Genomic DNA, 18,374 nt, shown 5'->3' on the forward strand with positions numbered 1-18,374 from the left:
AATACTGAAATACCTGAGTTCATTAACAACTGCTGCTTAGTCATGTTAGACGTTTCAGCTGCAAAGTCAGCATCCATTAACGTAGATGACGCAGCTTGCGTATTCTCTTTCATGTTAGTTACGTTCGTCATGGTATGCTCAAGGCGATTCATTGACGCACCTAACGCTGAGCGTGCACTGCCAATACTACCAATGATCGTATCCACTAAACCAAGTTGCGCCTGAGCATCTGCAACATTAGAAAAGGTACCATTAGTTGTTGATGTACCTGTTGCAGCTCTACTTGATGAAGCAGTCATTGCAGTTTTAACAGCAGCTAAATCAGTTGAAATATTAACGGCTAGCGTTTCAGCCGTACTTGAACCAACCTGAAAACTAACCGCACCAGCACCAAACTTATCCGCGGTATCTAATAAGTCAGTACCACCAAAAGACGTATTTTCCATAATACTAGTCAATTCTGCTGATAGTGCTGAAAACTCAGCACTTTGTGCTAACCATTCAGTATCACCATTGGCGTCACTCGCACCTTGTGTTGCAAGCTCTTTCATACGGAAAGCAATATTAGTCATTTCATCAAACGCACCTTCCGCTGTTTGCATCATAGACATCGCATTATTACCGTTATAAATACCAGCTTCTTGACCTTTTACTTGTGCATTTAAACGTGAAGCAATTTGTAAACCTGCTGCATCATCTTTTGCTGAGTTTATACGAAAACCAGAGCCTAAACGCTCTAGCGCCGTCGATAAACTATCGTTACTACGACCTAATTGGTTTTGAATTGACATTGATGCCATATTCGATTGAATTGATAAAGCCATTAATAACTCTCCTGTGAACTCGCTTTAATTATCTTTCATAGTTAAAAAGCGACCGAGTTAAAAAAAACTAAAATGTTTTGATCTTTTTTTATTTAGTTACTTATTATTTAAGAATAAAGATTAAATTAATAATATATATTAACGAAGCTACAAACTCAGCTGGTACTTCAGAGATTTTATTAAGATCAATAAAGAGAGTAGCGTACTAGACTATGTGTTATGTTGGCTTGTGCCATAATAGTGCTAATACTATTAGTGCCAACATTAAACATTTGATCACCAAGACTGTTACTTAAATCAGTTAACTCGTTTGGTTGCATATTTGTTGCTGCTCTTTCAATTTCGAGTAACTGACTAGCTAGCTCTTTACGCTGTGCTTGAGCTTTAAGTATGCTCGATCTCAAGTGTTGTTGTACTTGTTTTATTTTATCACGATGCGCTTGAATATCGCTATTTGATTCGGCGACTTGTGCAAGTTGTTCAAGCTGGTTACTTGGTTCAGTTAAAGGCACTGAAATTGGGTTACCTGCAGCCACTCTTACACCTTCACCACTCATTATCCACGTTTCATCAAGTAAACCCGCATGCTCTTTAGTAGCACTAAATAATAAATTATTATTTCGATCTAATTCAACATTAATATCTTGTCTAGCAAACGCATTTTGAATACTGGTTAAGTTTTTAGCTTCGCCTTGGTTAGCTGGTAAATTCAAAACAACTGACTTACCACTTCGCCCCATTAATAAATTAATTTTTTCGTCATGAGGTCGTGCTGAAAGTAAATCAATATTCGCATTTAGCTGGCGCACACTAACATCACTCTCACTGCTAAGATTTAGTTGCTTATTTAAACCACTACCTGATTTTGCCGCTAGTTGCTGCATTGATTGAATTGTTGATTGTACTTCAGTTTGCTGGGCAGAATTTGGTTTAACTGAGGCAGTTTGAGTATTGAGTTTTCTAGCCAAATCACTTAATGCATTATACATTTGACGCAAAGTTGCTTCGCTATATTCAGCTTTTGCCAGTGCTTGGCTTAGCTTGCCTCGCGCTGACCAACGTGACAAGACCTCTACCTGTTCTTGTTTAGCCGTTACTTTATTTATCGCTTGATTTGGCGTACGCTCTTTTACTTGGCTTACAAGTGACTCAGACTTAGCCGTTTTTATAGCATCTGGAGCTTGAGGTTTTTCGCTACTTGTAACGAGCATGGTGAAAATGGCCTATTATAGTGTACTGAGTTATATAAATGAAAATAGCGATAAAGAAGTCACGCTGGCATATACCTGCATTGATGACTCATATGAAGCCATTGATTCATTCATTTTAATAAACGCTTCTGGATAATCTACTGAGCTTATTTCATCACGTAAGTTAGAAGTAACTGTAATAATATCCAAGTTGCTATTTGCAAGTGAATCAAGCGATGCCATCGTACCACCAATCTGAGTAATTTCACCAGTAATGGTAGCTAAAAAAGAAGAAAGTTCATCAATCATCACACGAGATTCATTGCCGACACCTGTCGCAGGAGGATTATTAACATCAACCAAATAATCTTTCATCGCATTTAAAAAATTAGCGCCTGGGTCTAGTTCATTTCCCGTAATATTACTTGCTACACTAGAGTCGGCCGTTACGGCAACGTCACGAACACCATCATCACCAAAGTAAGCGTAATTTCCCGCAGCATCTAAATCAAAAGGTTTAGTGTTTGTTTCACTGCCTGAGAAATAATATTTTCCTTCATTGTCCGTTCCATTAAGTAAATCAACAATTCCAGGAAAAATAACCGACATTTCTTGCCCAAGCGCTTTTAATTCTTCAGTGCCCATCGAGCCATCGGCTGCAGTAGTGATTAAACTTTGCAATGAATATATTTGGTTAACAATGCCAGTTAATTTTACTTCTTGTTGACTTAAAGTGAAATTAACTGATTCCATATTAGACTTATACTGTTCTAATGAATCTAATTCAGCATCTAAATTTAATAGCATAACAGCACCAAGCGGATCATCCGAAGGTTTTGTTATTCTTTGGTTCGTTGCTAATTGAGTAGAGGCTTCATTAAAACGCGCTGTATTATATTGAATATTACTTATTGAATTTAAATGAAATTGATGACTACTAAGACGCATGGTATTTTCCCTTAAAACATATTCAATAGTGAAGTAAACATTTGATCGGCGGTAGTGATCACTTTTGCATTCGCGCTATACATTTGTTGAAAGTGCATTAAGCTTGCCGCTTCTTCGTCAAGGTTTACACCGCTACGGCTGTCTCGCGCTAATACGGCGCTATCATTCAATGTGGTTGATGTTAAAATACTATTTTGATTTTGTTGACTATTAATTGCAAGATCACCAACTAGTGAGGTAAAGCCACTACCATTATTAGCAATAGCAGCTACAATATTAGCAATATTAGCATTATCACCGGGTCCCCCCGTAGCAACCCAAGTACCGCTAAGATCAAATTCGCCACCAATAAGTGCAAGTTTTTCTGGTGTTATTGCTGAATTAATAGTTATCGTACCAAGAGGATTAACAGGATTATAGTCAAATAGTGCTATACCGGCATTACCAGTTAAATCAAAACCTTCCGATAATGCAGTATTCATATCATCAGCCAAGTCTTGAACAAGGGTGTTTAAACTTGCAAAAGTAGGTTTTATTACTTGGGTATCAACACTGATTAAACCGCCAAAACGCCCACCAACTTGATCGGTAAGTTGAAAAGACTGCCCTGCAAGTGACGTTGTTACCGTTGTGCCACTCACTGTTATTTCTGCCGCTTTATTTCCAATAACTAACGGTGCCCCACTTAAAGTACTTATATCTATACTACCATCATCACGATCAGTAATCGCAATACCTATAGTATTTGATAGCTCTGTCACTAAACGCTCGCGGTTATCTTTAAGCTCTGAAGTAGGTAAATTCTTTGCTTCTGACTGAGTTATTTTATCATTAATTTCTGCAATTTGAGCTGTCAAAGAACTAGAAGTAAGCGCAAGATTGCTCATTTCTAAGCTAAGCTTATCCAGTTGTCCTTCTAAAGCTCCATTCAGTTGTGCCAAGTCTTGTAATAAAGACTCTGAAGAGGAAATTATCTCTTGACGGTAGGCTAAAGAATCTGGTGTTGTCGCCGCAGCACTAAATGCATTACTAATTTCAGTGATAGCGTCATTAAAATTTAACGTGTCGGTTCCTACCACTTCTTCGATATAACCTAAATAGCTCTGCTTAGCCTCGTAGTAACCTAAAGAAGAACTAGTACGCCATATATCATCATTTAAAAATGCGTCAACAATACGCTCAACAGATACTACATTTACACCACCTAAAGGGGAACCTGCTGTTTCAAAATACGCAGCCTGACGTGAGTAACCTTCAACTGCAGCATTCGCCACATTTTGACCTGCAACAGTCAGGGCTACATTAGCAGCATTAAGTCCACTTAGTGCATTATTTATCATTGACATTGTAATTACCTGATCGGAATTATATTTAAAGATTGCGCAAATGCTGAACTAGAATAAAAATCACTCCGATCAGCCTCATGAACAATACTTTTATTATGAGCTTTATCTGGTAAAGCGACCCCTTCTGCCATTTCCTTAAATTTATTTTCTACTGGTGCAAAATTTTCATCAAATTGACGAATGATAGCTTCAGCTAACCCTAATTGTTGTGTCGCGGCCAAGTGCTGTGCGGTTTGTGCATCATACATATCACGAAATTGAGCTTGCTCTTTACTGGAAAAGAAACCATTCTCTGATGACATTGCTTCTGTCGTCGCATGCATATTTTTTAACACTAATTGTAAAAAAATAGCTTCAAATTGTTCTGCTGCTTTTTTTATGCCGTCTTGCTCACTTAAATTAGCAGTAATGGACTCTATTTTTTTTGGATCAATCGCTAATGATTGCGCACTGATATCTGGTGGGGTAATTGTCATTTTCATTCCTAAATTACTAATAGCTCAGCCTCTAAGGCTCCGGCTTTATCAAGTGCTAATAAAATAGACATTAATTCACTTGGGGTAGCACCTAACGTATTTATTGCTTTAACAATCTCTTCAAGTGAAGTACCTTCTGGTAGTAATACCATATGATTCTTTTGTTCATTCACATCAACAGAGCTCGCTTGTAGAGGCACAGTTCTACCATTTGAGAATGGCCCCGGCTGCGATGCACCTTCAGTTTCAGCAATCGTTATTGTCAGATTACCGTGACTTACTGCAGCCCGATTAACTCTCACCACATCATTCATAACAACAGTACCGGTGCGGCTATTAAAAATAACACGCGGTTGTTCAGAGCCCTCTTCAACCATAATATCTTGCAACATCGACATAAATGTATTGCGGCTATTAGCGTCTATTGGTGCGCTTAATATCAAGCGCCCCCAGTTGTGTGCACGTGCGACTCCAGGCCCAAACACTTGGTTAACGGCCTTAACAACGTTACGTGCAGTTTGGTAATTAGGTTCTTTTAAATTAAGTACTACATCCGGTTGTACTTTAAACATATCACTAACATTACGCTCTATAATACCGCCACCTGGGATTATTCCTGATGTTGGTACGTTAATAGTAACCGATGAGCCATTTTGACCACTGGCATTAATACCACCAACAACTAAGTTACCTTGCGCTAACGCATACACTTTGCCATCGACGCCTTTTAACGGTGTTAACATAAGGCTACCACCATGAAGACTTTTGGCATCACCTAAGGAGTTAACCGTGATATCTATTGCTTGACCTGGGCTTGCCATTGCGGGCAAAGTAGCATGTACTGCCACTGCGGCTATATTTTTAGATTTAGGTAACGTTGTTTCATCCATCGTTACACCAAATTGCTTGAGCATATTACTCAGCGATTGTGCCGAAAATTTTACTTGTGCTTTATCACCAGAGCCAGGTAAACCCACCACTAGGCCATAGCCTACCAACTGATTTTCTCTAACCCCTAATACATCAACAATATCAAGCAGTGGGCGTGACTTAGCCGCAAGAGTATTAAACGAAAAGCAGCCGATGAAAATACACATTACGGTAAAAGTTTTTTTCAACATAAGGTCAAATACTCAATATTAAAATGGGTTTAAATAACGCGAGAATAAAGATGTAAACCAGCCTGGGCTTGAAGCATCAGCAAAGGTTCCTTTACCTGTATAACTAATTTGCGCTTCGGCAATACGTAATGAGGAAATTCTGTTAGCGACATCAATATCACCTGGTCGAACTAACCCTTCAATTTCTATGTATTCATCACCTTGATTTAATTGAATACGCTTACGGCCGCGAATAACCAAGGTGTTATTCGATAATACATGGGTAACGCGCACGGTGATCGCACCACTTAAAAAGTTTTGTTGGCTAGTACTACTACTACCATCAAAGCCAGTGCTTGAACCGACACCAAGATTAAAATCTGCAACATTTAGCCCACCAGCAAGGGGGACACCTACATCAATATCGGTGCTTTTATCAAGGCTAGATCCTGCGCTTTTACTTGATTGAGTTCGCTCACTAAGTACCACAGTTAAAATATCACCAACTCGATAGGCACGTTTATCTGCATAAAGCGAAAACATATACTGTTCACTATAAAGACTACCCTCTTCATAATTTAAGCCGACTTGAGAAGCATCCTGCTCAATTTCGTAATCTTCTTTTGATTTATCTTCTTTAACATTAGGACACTTAACTTCTCCACCAAAAACAGGGCATTGAACATACTCTTGGTCGTAGCTAGAACTACAACCACTTAGTAACAAAATGACGGTAACGATTAAGGTAAAATTAAACATAGCTATTACAAATTTTGATTAATAAAGCGTAGCATTTCATCAGCTGCTGATACCACTTTAGCATTCATTTCATAAGCACGTTGCACGGCAATCATACTGACCATTTCTTCAACGACACTAACGTTAGAGCCTTCAATAGTAAATTGTTGTAAGCCGCCATATGACTCTTCACCGGGTACGCCTTCAATCGCTTCACCTGAAGCTGCAGTCTCTCGGTATAAGTTTCCACCCAAATTTTCTAGACCTGCAGGATTAGCGAAGTTTACAGTTAGTAACTGGCCTAGTTCTACAGGCTGAGTATCATTATTTACCACTGCACTAATAGTACCATCGGTGCCAATAGTTACTTTCGTCGTACCTTCAGGCAGCGCAATATTTTGTGCTAATGGTAAACCATTACCATTAACAAGTAAGGACTCAGAGTTAAGTTGAAATTGACCATTACGGGTATATAAAAGTTCACCGTCAGGACTTTCTATTTGGAAGAAACCTTGTCCAGCTATAGCAACATCTAACTGATTACTGGTAGTTTCAAAGCTTCCTTCGGTAAACTGCTTTTGAGTTCCATTAATACGTACACCAGTACCCACTTGAATACCTGATGGCAATTGATTTAAATCATCTGCCTGTGCACCAGGTTGCTTTTGCACCTGATAAAATAAATCTTCAAAAACTGCACGGTCTTTTTTAAAGCCTGCAGTGCTCACATTCGCCAAATTATTTGAAATGGTGGTCATGCGCAAATCTTGTGCTGCTAACCCTGTTTTACTTACCCATAATGCTGAATTCATTGTTACAACCTTTACTGTTAACCATTGCCACTAATTAGTTTATTGCCGCTACTTGCTAATTCGTCTGCTGCTTTCATCATTTTGACGTTCATCTCAAATTGACGACTAATATTCATTGTTTTAATCATTTCTTGTACTGCGTTTACATTAGAGCCTTCTAAAGCTCCGGTGCGTAAACGTAATTGATCATCTTGATCAAGTGGTTGTAAGTTATCTGCTCGTAATAAGCCATCCTTACCTTTGATTAAAATTCCATCTGTGCTGGCTAGTTTAAGTTGTGCTTCCTCAGCGATAACACCACCACCTAAAGGAACGATATTAATAAGACCACTTGGACTAATTTCAATTTCACCAAATTCAGGTAATTGAATGTCGCCTCCAACACCTTGTACACGCTTATTATTAACCGTTATAAAGCCATCAGCATCCACTTCTAAATTACCAGAGCGTGTATAAGCCGGATTACCATTGTCATCTATGACCTCTAAATAAGCACCGTCACTTAATGCAACATCTAAATTACGACCGGTATCCATAATTGGTCCTGCAGATAAATCTGTGGTCACCGGTTTCATTTGTGCGTGATAACGGGTTCGAAAGCCACTACCCGTGACCATCATAGACTGTGCTTGCTCTAGATCTGCTTTAAAACCAACAGTACTGACATTAGCTAAGTTATTGGCACTGACTCGCAATGCCGTATTATTTAGTTCCGCGCCGGAGACTGCGGTATAAATTAACTTTTCCATCGCTTATGCCCTTTACGTATTACTAAATAAAATTTGCATCATTTCATCAGCGGTACTAATTGTTTTTGCATTAGCTTGATAGTTTTGTTGAAAAGACATGAGACCGACTAACTGTTCACTGACGTCAACATTCGAGCCCATATATGATCCAGACAGTAACTTACCAATCGCGCCTGAGTCTGGCTCACTAAACAACGCTGTGCCAGAGTCATCTGTTTCATACCACACAGTATTATCACCTGGCTGTAAACCATTAACATTAGCAAATGAAGCTAATGCAACTTGCCCTTGCAGTTTCGATTCACCATTGGTAAACGTTGCATATAACTTACCATCTTCAGCAACCGTCACCCCTGAAAAAGAGCCTGAGGTGTAACCACTTGCGTCATTTTCATACATAGCAAAACTAGTACCAAATTGGGTGGTTTTTACCATATCTAGAGTTAAATCAATGGGTGCACCGCCACCACTGGCAGTAAAAGTTAACGTTATTTCACGTTGATTATATGGATCATCGGTATTATTATCAGGTACCGTTCCAGGCGGAGCGAAAGGTGTACCACTTAACGGGTCCATTTGACCATCGGTAGCAAAGGCAATAGTCACAACTCCTGCTGTTATTGTTGTACCATCTACAACAACATCTTGGGTGCCATTTGTGCCTGTAGTCGCAATCTCCGCTGTAGTTAAAGGCTCACCATCAACAAAGTACATGACTTGCCACTCATTTGTAGCAGTATGATTAAAGTATTGCGTCATAATATGACTATTACCTAAAGAATCGAAGATCTCTGTTGATTGTGAAAAGTTATATTGGCTGCCATCGGTAGGGTCAAAATCACCAGTTGTTGGATAAGGAATAAGGTCGCTGGATGAACTTAAATTACCATTAAAATCAATACCGTCGGTTGCTTTAGCTGGAATATTGGCACCTTCAATTTTTAAATCCGTTAATATACCAGACACAATACTTGGATCGCCGCCATTCTCTGATTCAGAAATACCGTACCCTTGTAAATTACTGCCATTGGCATTAACAATATTCAAATCTGAATCTAAACCAAACTGACCTGCTTGGGTATAAGCCGTTTTGCCGTTTTCTGTAATAGCAAAAAAACCTTGCCCATCAATGGTGATATCAAGCGAGTTACCCGTTCGAACGATTTCACCACCGGTGACAAAATCTTCTTTAATATCTGTAACTTTAACACCACCTTGTTGACCACCATTATAAACTGAGGCAAATTCGGCATCAGATTGTTTATAGCCAGCGGTAGCGGAGTTAGCAATATTATTACTGGTAACTTCTAACGCTGTTTGCGTACTTTTTAGGCCTGTTAGACCAATATTCAATATAGACATGTTACTTTCCTAATAATTTAAGCTAATTGGTTAATTTCGGTGAGTCCAAAATTACCCAAACCATCAATTTGTAATATAATATCATCGCTTGAAGCACCTACAGACACTCGCTCAACTTCGCCACTTAACCAAGTGTTTAATTGCTCAGGTATATTGTCTGTCGTTGTATAAGCACGTACCGCATAATCTCCTGCATTTTGGTTATCAAACTCAAACCGTAATGAACCTGCACCGGTATAGGGTAAATTCTTTTCTTCGACTAGATCCCCATTACTGTTATAAAGTTGTACAGTGACAGAATCTGCAGGGCTTGATAAATTAACCATACCTGAAACACTGCCAGGGTTTTCTAAAGCAACACTATTCGCTAGCACGTCGACTGATTCGCCTACCATATTAGTAGCTTCAAGTACCATCAGGCTATTCATATAATCAAGGCTATTGCTGGTATTTTGATTAATACTTTGTAACGACTCAACGTTTGCAAATTCAGCAAGCTGACTGACATATTCAGTACCATCCATTGGCTCTAATGGGTTTTGGTTACTGATTTGAGCAACCAATAACTCTAAAAACATGGTTGACATTTCTTGTGCCGACTGGCCATTTCCTGTGACATTACTCTCTAAAGCTAATGCTTCACTAGTATTTTGAGTTAAACTATTTATATCCACGTTATTTACCCTTATTGACCTAATTTCAGGATGCTTTGCTGCATGCTATTAACACGCCCCATTACTTCTACTGAGGTTTGATAGCTGCGACTTGCCGACATCATATCTGCCATTTCTTCAAGTACATTTACATTAGAATAAAACACATAACCATCAGGATTAGAGAGTGGATTATTTGGCTCGTAACGCTGTTCTACTGTGCGGTCCGACTCCGTAATACCAAGCATATTAACTGCGGCAGAAATAGAGCGTTCATCAAGATTCGAACTGTATGCAGCTGAAAAAACAGGCTTTAGTGCTTTATAAGCACCTTCTTCGCTTGAGGCTGCGGTATCTGAATTAGCTAAGTTTGAAGCAATAGTATCTAAGCGCATTACTTGCGCTCGCATAGCACTTCCGCTAATTTCGTAAATAGAATTAAAAGACACGTTCTAATCTCCTTTGATTACTTTATGTAAGCCGCTTATTTTCATATTTAAAAACGTCATGCTTGTTTGAAAATCCATGCTATTGCTAGCAAATTTAGCTTGCTCTACGTTCAATTCAACACTATTTCCGTCACTTGAAGCCTGATAAGGCACTCGGTATTGGAGTTGGTGTTGCTCAATTCCAGAAAAGCCAACAGTATGATTTTGTGAAAGATCACTAGAAACACTTTCCATAATTTGCTGATAGTTGATATCTCTAGCTTTGAACCCCGGTGTTTCAACATTTGCCAAATTACCCGCAATAATTTCAGCTCTATCCATTCTTAATTGCATCGAAAATGGATGCACGCCTAGGGACTGATCAAATAATGCCATTGTTGCCTCTATTGTTTGATTCTTGTATGCTCATCTGAAAATAAAAGCATTTCCATACAACCTATATAACAACCTTTATGCCAACATTTAAAGAACATTAAATTCAATGACTTATTATCTCGGCCATTTAAAAAACAACCAACAAACGGAAGTTAAACTTCCGCATAGGAACTATTTATACTTCCTCTACTTTGTCATGAGTTGCTTTATAGGAACCACTCAAGCAAACAGCATTAATTTTGAGCAGGAATCTCGCCACTACATCAATCAAGAAATTGCACGGTTTTTAAGTTATCATGGAGCAATTAGCCAGCAACAAAAAATTAATCTATTCATTCCAAAAGGAAGTGAAGATTTAGAATGTACTAATTTACAAATTTCACGTTCTAAGCCTTCGTCAGTGCCTGCGGGGAGAATTAGATTAACCATCAAGTGTGATTCACCCAAATGGCAATTTCGAGCCAGTGCTAAGGTAGATTTATGGATGAATTTAGTCGTTGCAAAACGTGATTTACAGCGCGGTGAAATACTCACTGCTGATTTACTTGATACTCGTTCACTAAATATTGCAAGCCATTTACATGGCATGGAAGTTAATATTAATAATGTTATTGGTATGCAAGTTCGTCGCGACATAAATAGCGGTGACGTTATCAATCGTCGCTTGTTAGAAAAACAATATCTAGTGAATCGTGATCAGCATGTCGAACTACATGTTTCAACACCAACATTTAATGCCAGTGTTACCGCAATTGCTTTAGAGGATGGTCAGTTAGGACAGCGAATTAAAGTTAAAAACCTTACTTCAGGCCAAGTAGTTGAAGGACAAGTTATCGGAAAAGGAACTGTAAAAATATTTCTTTAACTGTATTTATAAATTTAATTGAAAAAAACACTAATAATATTTAAGTTCTGCCGCTATCTTGACGCTTTCTATAGCTAGTAGTAAATATAACAAATTACCTAGGTAAATCTTGCAATGAATATAATTAATAAACCAAGTATGCCTGTTGAACAAAATCACAAGGTAAACAATACCTTAGAGCATTCACAGTTGCAAAAAAATTCGCCTCAAAATCAACAGGCTGAAAAAGTAGCAAGTTCAACAAGCCAAGTTAGTGAGCTAAGTAAGTCAATTGACTCTACTTTTGAAACATTATCTAGCCAAACTGATGTTGACATGAAAAAAGTTGCCGATGTTAAGGCTGCTATCGCTAATGGCGAATTAGTATTAGATGAAGAAGCCCTAATCAATGCATTATTAGAGCTACATAAACAATGATAATAGACAGCATAAAATCCTTTATTACAAGCCTGAAAAATGACATTAATAAGTTAGATGTATTGATTAATGCGTTAGAGTCTCAGTATGAGCTATTAAGTCAACGCGACTCAGGATTAGAAAGCCACAATGAAAAAATGCTGATAATTCTTAATAACCTAAACGAAACTCATCAGCAAAGAGATGAATTTTTGAGCGGTTTAGGCTTGCCTTGTAATAGTGAAGGATTACATTTACTTTGTAGTAAATTACCAGATCCTGTAAAAAAAATGACCACAGAGTTACTTCAAGAACTAACGATGAAGTCTAAATTGTGCAAGGCGTTAAATGAGCGCTCTGGCCAATTATTAGCAAACCAACGCCAACTAATGCAACGTTTAACTGGTGGTGAAAATAAAAATACTTATCCAGAAATGAATTTTTAACATTACTGAACTGTTCATTTTACTGAATTAGCAAAACATATCTATTTTGACAGCAACAATTTAATTCGATATTGAATTAATATTATATTTTTTTGCCTAATGGGTGGTCAGATAAACTTGTCATATCTTGCTTGGGTGCTTATTCCCTCTCCCAATTTTGAGTCTAGTTTTCTTAGCTTATTTTATTAACTAAGCTCTTATCCTAAAAGCAAACAAGCCTCAAATATGCCATCCTATTAAAACAATCACTACGGCATTTTCTTATTACACTTTTTTCGCCCATCGGTTTAACAGTTACCTTGATAATACAGTAAGGTAAAAAATCTAAAATTCAGTATATAAAATTATCTATACTTAAAATAACCACTTTGACATTGTAAACGCCAAAGCTAAAAGATTTGCTTATCATCAGTTTTACATGGTAGATTACTACAACTTGTATATACAACTACTCCGCATTTAAAAGAGCTACAATGAACGCTAGTTATTCCTTAACTTCAGGTAATATAGGTATGCTAATTAGTATGCCGCATAATGGTCAACTAATACCCAAGCATATTGCTAATAATATGACAGAAAATGGACACAATGTTGCCGATACTGATTGGTATATAGACAAGCTATACGACTTCGCCACGGCAATGGGCATTTATACATTGATTCCAAAGTATAGTCGTTATGTTATTGATTTAAATAGAAGTCCAAGTGGTGTCGCTTTATACGCTGGTGCCGATAATACCGAATTATGTCCAACAACCGCTTTCGACTTATCTCCTCTCTACCATGACGGTAACAATCCAACGCCAGAAGAAATAACCAGCAGAATCGAAAATTATTGGCAACCATATCACCAAGTGTTAGCAGAAACGTTGTTGCACCTTAAACGTAAGTATAAAAGGGTGGTTTTATTAGATGCTCATTCAATTCTATCGCAGGTTCCTCGCTTTTTTTCAGGACGTTTACCGGATTTTAATTTTGGCAGCGCTGATGGGACAAGCTGCGACCAAGCCTTAATAGATAAAATACAAGAACTGGACTTAAGCCCTTTTAGCACTATTTTTAATGGTCGCTTTAAAGGCGGCTATATTACCCGTGCTTATGGCAACCCAAAAGATAACATTCACGCAATTCAGCTTGAACTATCACAAAGTACTTATTTAGATGAACCCAGCAATCACTATAACGAACAAAAAGCTAATAATGTAAAAGAACAACTGAAAAAATTTGTCCAATGCCTAGCCGAATTCACAACGCAAGATTTATAGTAAGGTTAAATGAGAATAAAAATGAAAAAATACTATGCAAAAAATATTCTATTAAGCGATGGTTGGGCGACCGATAAAACACTAACTATTGCCAATGGCATTATTATCGCCATTACTTCAGGTCAGGATCATGAAGCGGAAGTATTTCAAGGAGCTGTTATTCCAGGAATGATTAATTGTCATTCTCACGCCTTTCAACGTGCTTTTGCAGGTTTTAGCGAACAAGGTAGCGAAGGTAAAGATAGCTTTTGGACTTGGCGTACAATAATGTACAAGTTTCTTGCACAATTAACTCCTGAAGACACCGAAATAATTGCACAGCAATTGTATATTGAAATGTTAAAAGTTGGTTATACACGCGTTGCTGAATTTCACTATTTACATCATGATATTGATGGTCACTCTCATAGCAAAAATCAATCCCAAGCCAAGTTAGCAATAATGGCGCAGGCTATTTTTAATGCCGCTCAACACTCGGGGATCGGTTTAACCTTATTGCCTGTTTTATACCAATATTCAGGCTTTGGTCAGCAAGCACCAACCGAAGGGCAAAAACGCTTTATTAATTCCACAACACAATTCAATCAATTAATAAGTGATTGTTATGAATTAAGCCAAGAGTACCCAAATAGCAATATTGGCATAGCACCACATTCATTACGTGCTGTTGATAAAGAGGCAATGACGATAGCAGTTGATCATGTACGTTCATTAGATGCTAAAGCACCTATTCATATTCATATTTCTGAGCAACAACAAGAAGTCAATGATTGCTTAAATTACTATACCAAACGCCCGGTAGAGTGGTTAATCGATAACATGAAAATAGATGAAAGTTGGTGTTTAATACACGCAACACATATAAATGAAAAAGAGCAACAAGGTATTATAGACCACAACGCTGTGGTGGGTATTTGCCCAACAACAGAAGCAAATTTAGGTGATGGTATTTTTCCAACAACAGATTTTCTCGCTTTAGGGGGATCTTTCGCTATAGGCTCTGATAGCCATATTTCTGTTAGCCCCATTGAGGAACTACGCTGGCTAGAGTACACCCAACGGTTAATTAAGCAACAAAGAGCACTCATTACCTCAACCAACGTTGCTTCTGTTGGGCAAAGTTTATGGCAAAAATCAGCAGCTAGTGGTGCACAAAGCACAAATTCAAACACTGGCGTATTATCAATAGGTAAACAAGCTGATTTACTGGTGATCGACGACAACAAAACTGCTCTATTTGCCAATAAAAACCAATATTTACTAGACAGCATTATTTTTGCTAGCCAGCACAACACAATTAAAGATGTTATGGTTAATGGTAGCTGGGTGGTGCTAGATGGCCGGCACCCAAAAGAACAAGTCAGTGCTGATAAATTTGCCCAACTATTAACAAAGCTATCAGCTTAATAAGCTAAAGCTAAAAGCACCTAAAGTATACTTTCATACTTACTTATCGCCTTACATACTTTAGCTTGGTTGTTAGGATGAAATACAGTACTTCTTTTAGTATCTTTACAGTAGTCTTGATAAAACTCATTCACACGTTTTCTAGAGGATGTTATCTCTGTTAAAGCATCAACTTCTTCAACCGAAAAGTTATTTAATTCCGGTTGTAAATCTATTAACACCTTATCGGCCTTTAAACGCACATTAGTGTCGCTAAATTCTGTAAAACTATCTACCAGTGTTGCTTTGGTATCATTATAGAATTTAGTTACCTCAGGCTGCGGATAAAAATGCAAAAAAACTGCCGCAGTCACGATCAAGATCAATATATTTTTCATGAGATTCCGTATATTAGTATGAGCTAATTTATGTTATTATTGTACAGACAATAACATTATAATTATTTTTAGACTAATTCAAACCTCTCTTCTAAGGATTTATCGTGAGCATTGACGAAAAGCCAGCATCACCTAGCTCTGTTCAAATACCCGTTACTAATGTAAAAATTCACCCAGCTAAGAATAGTAAAGAGCGCTATAAGCCCGGCGACCAAATTTACGTTAGAAAAAGTCCTGGTTTTTTTCAAAAGCTGAGGCAACGAACAAACTTAGTTTACTTTGCTTTTTTCGCACTACTTCCTTGGCTACAATACAATGGTCAACAAGCTGTTTTATTTGATATTAGTGAGCAACGCTTTACTTTGTGGAGCCTGACACTCTGGCCACAAGATTTAACATTATTAGCTTGGTTATTTATTTTTGGTGCATTTTTATTGTTTTTTGTCACCACATTTTTAGGTCGAGTTTGGTGCGGACATATGTGCCCACAAACAGTATGGACTTTCATATTTATTTGGTTTGAAGAAAAAATAGAAGGGACCGCTAATCAGCGTAGAAAACTCGACAAACAAAAAATGAATGCCAATAAATTTTGGAAAAAAACACTAAAACACACGAGTTGGTTATTATTTTCATTATTTACAGCAACAACATTTGCTGGTTATTTTTCGCCAATGAATGAGTTAGTTGTTAATATATTTACACTAAATACCACAGTAACGATGGCAATAGTGTTAGCCTTTTTTACTTTTGCGACCTACGGTAACGCTGGTTGGATGCGCGAAACAATGTGTTTACATATGTGTCCTTATGCACGCTTTCAATCTGCGATGTTCGACAAAGATACATTAACCGTTTCTTATGATAAAGCGAGAGGTGAAAATCGTGGTGCAAGATCAAGAAAGCAAGATCCTAAAGAAGCAGGCCTAGGTGATTGTATTGATTGTAACTTATGTGTCGAAGTTTGTCCTACCGGCATAGATATACGTAACGGCTTACAATATGAATGTATAAACTGTGGAGCATGTGTTGATGCATGCGACAGCGTGATGGCGAAAATGAACTATGAAAAAGGCCTTATACGATATACAACAGAGCATGAACTCAAGGGTAAAAAAGTTCATTTTTTACGAGGAAAATTAATTGGTTATGCCATTGTTCTAGTTATAATGAGTACCATGTTAGTACTAGAAATAGTTAATCGCGTACCATTATCACTCGACATAATTAGAGATAGAACAGAGCTAGCGAAAGAGAATTTTAATGGTGAAATAGAAAACGTATACACGTTAAAGATCCTTAATATGTCACAAACGGACAATACCTATAGACTGTCTGTAAACGGTATTGAAAATACCCAATGGCATGGTAAACAAGAAGTTTTTGTTGAAGCAGCCACTGTATATACATTACCAATAAGCATCTCAGTAGATCCTTATGAATTAGAAGGCTTTATGACTGACATTACCTTTACTGTTGAGCAGATTTCACCTGAAGATGATGTAAAAGTTGAAAGTGAAAGCCGCTTTTTTAACAAACGCTAAAGAAGCCCGCTTAGGTAATAATATAAATAAATGAGTACTCATGGCACAATTTGATTTTAAATCGCTTTCTCCTGACACTATCATCGATGGTTTGGAGAGTGCAGGTTTTAGCGTAGACAGCGGTTTATTGGCACTTAACAGTTATGAAAATCGTGTTTATCAATTTCATGATGAAAATTTAACTAAGTATGTTACTAAGTTTTATCGACCGCAGCGTTGGGAATTAGCTCAAATTCAAGAAGAGCATACCTTCTCTTTTGAACTTGATGAGCAAGAACTTCCCATCGTTGCGCCACTTAAAAAAAATGGCACAAGCTTATTTGAACATCAGGGTTACCATTTTGCCGTATTCCCCTGCCGCGGTGGCCGAATATTTGAAGTTGATAACTTAGACCAATTAGAATGGATGGGACGCTTTGTTGGGCGTATTCATGCCGTAGCCGCACAAAAACCTTTTGAATATAGGCCGAGCTTTAATACTGATGAGATGCTTTATCAAGCCAGTGATATTATTAAGCAAAGCGGCTTTGTGCCACAAGGCTTACTTAAGCCTTTCTTCACCATATTAGAACAAGTAATTGATATGGCTGCCAGCCAATATCAAGTAAAGCAGCAAATACGCTTACATGGAGATTGTCATGCGGGCAATATTTTATGGCGTGATGAAGGGCCTCATTTTGTAGATTTAGATGACTGCCGTATGGGGCCTGCGATTCAAGACTTATGGATGATGCTTTCGGGAGACCGTCAACAACAATTGTTACAAATTGATACCCTACTAATGGGCTATGAAGAGTTCTTTTCATTTGAATCTTCACAACTTACTTTGATAGAATCATTAAGAACTATGCGTGTAGTTAATTATATGGCATGGTTATGTAAACGTTGGCAAGATCCCGCTTTCCCAAGAAATTTTCCTTGGTTTAATACAGAAAAGTATTGGGAACAGCAAATACTCATGCTTAAAGAACAGATGTGGGCGCTACAACAGCCAGCATTAAGTTTATCACCCACTTGATACAACTTATTAGAATTCAAAGCTTATCGACAAG

21 protein-coding genes are annotated in these 18,374 nt (G+C 37.8%); 7 read left to right on the top strand and 14 right to left on the bottom strand.

Annotated elements, in window-relative coordinates:
- The 13 genes from Q4496_RS01585 to flgB all read right to left on the bottom strand — a co-directional run.
- The coding region (locus tag Q4496_RS01585) for a flagellin (RefSeq protein ID WP_303609823.1) at positions 1 to 824 on the bottom strand (824 nt) is incomplete at its 3' end.
- Positions 825 to 1,009: 185 nt separating this feature from the next.
- On the bottom strand, positions 1,010 to 2,035 hold the full coding sequence (locus Q4496_RS01590; protein WP_215973634.1) for a flagellin: 1,026 nt from the start codon (positions 2,033 to 2,035) through the stop codon (positions 1,010 to 1,012).
- Positions 2,036 to 2,065: 30 nt separating this feature from the next.
- A complete protein-coding gene (gene flgL, locus Q4496_RS01595) occupies positions 2,066 to 2,962 on the bottom strand; it encodes a flagellar hook-associated protein FlgL (protein WP_215973635.1) in 897 nt (298 codons plus the stop codon).
- 11 nt (positions 2,963 to 2,973) lie between these two features.
- Entirely contained in the window at positions 2,974 to 4,308 is a 1,335-nt protein-coding gene (flgK, locus tag Q4496_RS01600) for a flagellar hook-associated protein FlgK (RefSeq protein WP_215973636.1), read from the bottom strand.
- Positions 4,309 to 4,313: 5 nt separating this feature from the next.
- Positions 4,314 to 4,784, bottom strand: a complete 471-nt coding sequence (locus Q4496_RS01605; protein ID WP_215973637.1) for a rod-binding protein — start codon at positions 4,782 to 4,784, stop codon at positions 4,314 to 4,316.
- Positions 4,785 to 4,792: 8 nt separating this feature from the next.
- Positions 4,793 to 5,905, bottom strand: coding sequence for a flagellar basal body P-ring protein FlgI (locus tag Q4496_RS01610; RefSeq protein WP_215973638.1), 1,113 nt, complete (start codon positions 5,903 to 5,905; stop codon positions 4,793 to 4,795).
- Between the two features lie 18 nt (positions 5,906 to 5,923).
- Positions 5,924 to 6,643, bottom strand: coding sequence for a flagellar basal body L-ring protein FlgH (locus Q4496_RS01615; protein ID WP_215973639.1), 720 nt, complete (start codon positions 6,641 to 6,643; stop codon positions 5,924 to 5,926).
- A 5-nt stretch (positions 6,644 to 6,648) separates the two neighbouring features.
- Positions 6,649 to 7,434, bottom strand: a complete 786-nt coding sequence (gene flgG, locus Q4496_RS01620) for a flagellar basal-body rod protein FlgG (RefSeq protein ID WP_215973640.1) — start codon at positions 7,432 to 7,434, stop codon at positions 6,649 to 6,651.
- Positions 7,435 to 7,451: 17 nt separating this feature from the next.
- Positions 7,452 to 8,183, bottom strand: a complete 732-nt coding sequence (locus tag Q4496_RS01625; RefSeq protein ID WP_303609824.1) for a flagellar basal body rod protein FlgF — start codon at positions 8,181 to 8,183, stop codon at positions 7,452 to 7,454.
- Positions 8,184 to 8,195: 12 nt separating this feature from the next.
- Complete coding sequence (locus Q4496_RS01630; protein WP_303609825.1) at positions 8,196 to 9,545, bottom strand: flagellar hook protein FlgE; 1,350 nt, start codon at positions 9,543 to 9,545, stop codon at positions 8,196 to 8,198.
- Positions 9,546 to 9,562: 17 nt separating this feature from the next.
- Positions 9,563 to 10,219: a flagellar hook assembly protein FlgD gene (locus tag Q4496_RS01635; protein ID WP_303609826.1), complete on the bottom strand. Its 657-nt coding sequence runs from the start codon at positions 10,217 to 10,219 to the stop codon at positions 9,563 to 9,565.
- A gap of 11 nt (positions 10,220 to 10,230) precedes the next feature.
- Positions 10,231 to 10,647, bottom strand: a complete 417-nt coding sequence (gene flgC, locus Q4496_RS01640) for a flagellar basal body rod protein FlgC (RefSeq protein WP_215973643.1) — start codon at positions 10,645 to 10,647, stop codon at positions 10,231 to 10,233.
- 3 nt (positions 10,648 to 10,650) lie between these two features.
- Complete coding sequence (gene flgB, locus Q4496_RS01645) at positions 10,651 to 11,022, bottom strand: flagellar basal body rod protein FlgB (RefSeq protein ID WP_215973644.1); 372 nt, start codon at positions 11,020 to 11,022, stop codon at positions 10,651 to 10,653.
- 106 nt (positions 11,023 to 11,128) lie between these two features.
- Here flgB and flgA point away from each other — a divergent pair, with 106 nt between their 5' ends.
- From flgA to Q4496_RS01670, 5 genes are all read left to right on the top strand, one after another.
- Entirely contained in the window at positions 11,129 to 11,887 is a 759-nt protein-coding gene (gene flgA, locus Q4496_RS01650; protein ID WP_215973645.1) for a flagellar basal body P-ring formation chaperone FlgA, read from the top strand.
- A gap of 114 nt (positions 11,888 to 12,001) precedes the next feature.
- Positions 12,002 to 12,304 carry a flagellar biosynthesis anti-sigma factor FlgM gene (gene flgM, locus Q4496_RS01655; protein WP_215973646.1) on the top strand — a complete coding sequence of 101 codons (303 nt, stop codon included), beginning with the start codon at positions 12,002 to 12,004 and terminating at the stop codon, positions 12,302 to 12,304.
- Entirely contained in the window at positions 12,301 to 12,729 is a 429-nt protein-coding gene (gene flgN, locus Q4496_RS01660; protein WP_252727554.1) for a flagellar export chaperone FlgN, read from the top strand. Before flgM ends, flgN begins: the two co-directional genes overlap by 4 nt.
- A 473-nt stretch (positions 12,730 to 13,202) precedes the next feature.
- Positions 13,203 to 13,994, top strand: coding sequence for an N-formylglutamate deformylase (hutG, locus tag Q4496_RS01665; RefSeq protein ID WP_303609827.1), 792 nt, complete (start codon positions 13,203 to 13,205; stop codon positions 13,992 to 13,994).
- A 21-nt stretch (positions 13,995 to 14,015) separates the two neighbouring features.
- Complete coding sequence (locus Q4496_RS01670) at positions 14,016 to 15,401, top strand: formimidoylglutamate deiminase (protein WP_303609828.1); 1,386 nt, start codon at positions 14,016 to 14,018, stop codon at positions 15,399 to 15,401.
- Between the two features lie 20 nt (positions 15,402 to 15,421).
- Here the strand turns inward: Q4496_RS01670 and Q4496_RS01675 are convergent, their stop codons facing one another.
- Entirely contained in the window at positions 15,422 to 15,778 is a 357-nt protein-coding gene (locus tag Q4496_RS01675) for a hypothetical protein (RefSeq protein WP_215973649.1), read from the bottom strand.
- A gap of 104 nt (positions 15,779 to 15,882) precedes the next feature.
- On the opposite strand from Q4496_RS01675, the gene ccoG reads away from it, so the two are divergent.
- Positions 15,883 to 17,322 carry a cytochrome c oxidase accessory protein CcoG gene (gene ccoG, locus Q4496_RS01680; RefSeq protein ID WP_303495844.1) on the top strand — a complete coding sequence of 480 codons (1,440 nt, stop codon included), beginning with the start codon at positions 15,883 to 15,885 and terminating at the stop codon, positions 17,320 to 17,322.
- 40 nt (positions 17,323 to 17,362) lie between these two features.
- Complete coding sequence (locus Q4496_RS01685; protein WP_215971891.1) at positions 17,363 to 18,340, top strand: serine/threonine protein kinase; 978 nt, start codon at positions 17,363 to 17,365, stop codon at positions 18,338 to 18,340.
- Positions 18,341 to 18,374 lie beyond the last annotated feature (34 nt).

It is taken from the genome of Colwellia sp. 5_MG-2023 (genome assembly GCF_030547795.1).
Classification (GTDB): domain Bacteria; phylum Pseudomonadota; class Gammaproteobacteria; order Enterobacterales; family Alteromonadaceae; genus Colwellia.

Bases quoted from the DNA above. Each gene is read 5' to 3' on its own strand.
- Q4496_RS01590 (WP_215973634.1), bottom strand. From the start codon at position 2,035: ATGCTCGTTACAAGTAGCGAAAAACCTCAAGCTCCAGATGCTATAAAA.
- flgL (WP_215973635.1), bottom strand. From the start codon at position 2,962: ATGCGTCTTAGTAGTCATCAATTTCATTTAAATTCAATAAGTAATATT.
- flgK (WP_215973636.1), bottom strand. From the start codon at position 4,308: ATGTCAATGATAAATAATGCACTAAGTGGACTTAATGCTGCTAATGTA.
- Q4496_RS01605 (WP_215973637.1), bottom strand. From the start codon at position 4,784: ATGACAATTACCCCACCAGATATCAGTGCGCAATCATTAGCGATTGAT.
- Q4496_RS01610 (WP_215973638.1), bottom strand. From the start codon at position 5,905: ATGTTGAAAAAAACTTTTACCGTAATGTGTATTTTCATCGGCTGCTTT.
- Q4496_RS01615 (WP_215973639.1), bottom strand. From the start codon at position 6,643: ATGTTTAATTTTACCTTAATCGTTACCGTCATTTTGTTACTAAGTGGT.
- flgG (WP_215973640.1), bottom strand. From the start codon at position 7,434: ATGAATTCAGCATTATGGGTAAGTAAAACAGGGTTAGCAGCACAAGAT.
- Q4496_RS01625 (WP_303609824.1), bottom strand. From the start codon at position 8,183: ATGGAAAAGTTAATTTATACCGCAGTCTCCGGCGCGGAACTAAATAAT.
- Q4496_RS01630 (WP_303609825.1), bottom strand. From the start codon at position 9,545: ATGTCTATATTGAATATTGGTCTAACAGGCCTAAAAAGTACGCAAACA.
- flgB (WP_215973644.1), bottom strand. From the start codon at position 11,022: ATGGCATTATTTGATCAGTCCCTAGGCGTGCATCCATTTTCGATGCAA.
- flgA (WP_215973645.1), top strand. From the start codon at position 11,129: ATGACTTATTATCTCGGCCATTTAAAAAACAACCAACAAACGGAAGTT.
- flgM (WP_215973646.1), top strand. From the start codon at position 12,002: ATGAATATAATTAATAAACCAAGTATGCCTGTTGAACAAAATCACAAG.
- flgN (WP_252727554.1), top strand. From the start codon at position 12,301: ATGATAATAGACAGCATAAAATCCTTTATTACAAGCCTGAAAAATGAC.
- hutG (WP_303609827.1), top strand. From the start codon at position 13,203: ATGAACGCTAGTTATTCCTTAACTTCAGGTAATATAGGTATGCTAATT.
- Q4496_RS01670 (WP_303609828.1), top strand. From the start codon at position 14,016: ATGAAAAAATACTATGCAAAAAATATTCTATTAAGCGATGGTTGGGCG.
- Q4496_RS01675 (WP_215973649.1), bottom strand. From the start codon at position 15,778: ATGAAAAATATATTGATCTTGATCGTGACTGCGGCAGTTTTTTTGCAT.
- Q4496_RS01685 (WP_215971891.1), top strand. From the start codon at position 17,363: ATGGCACAATTTGATTTTAAATCGCTTTCTCCTGACACTATCATCGAT.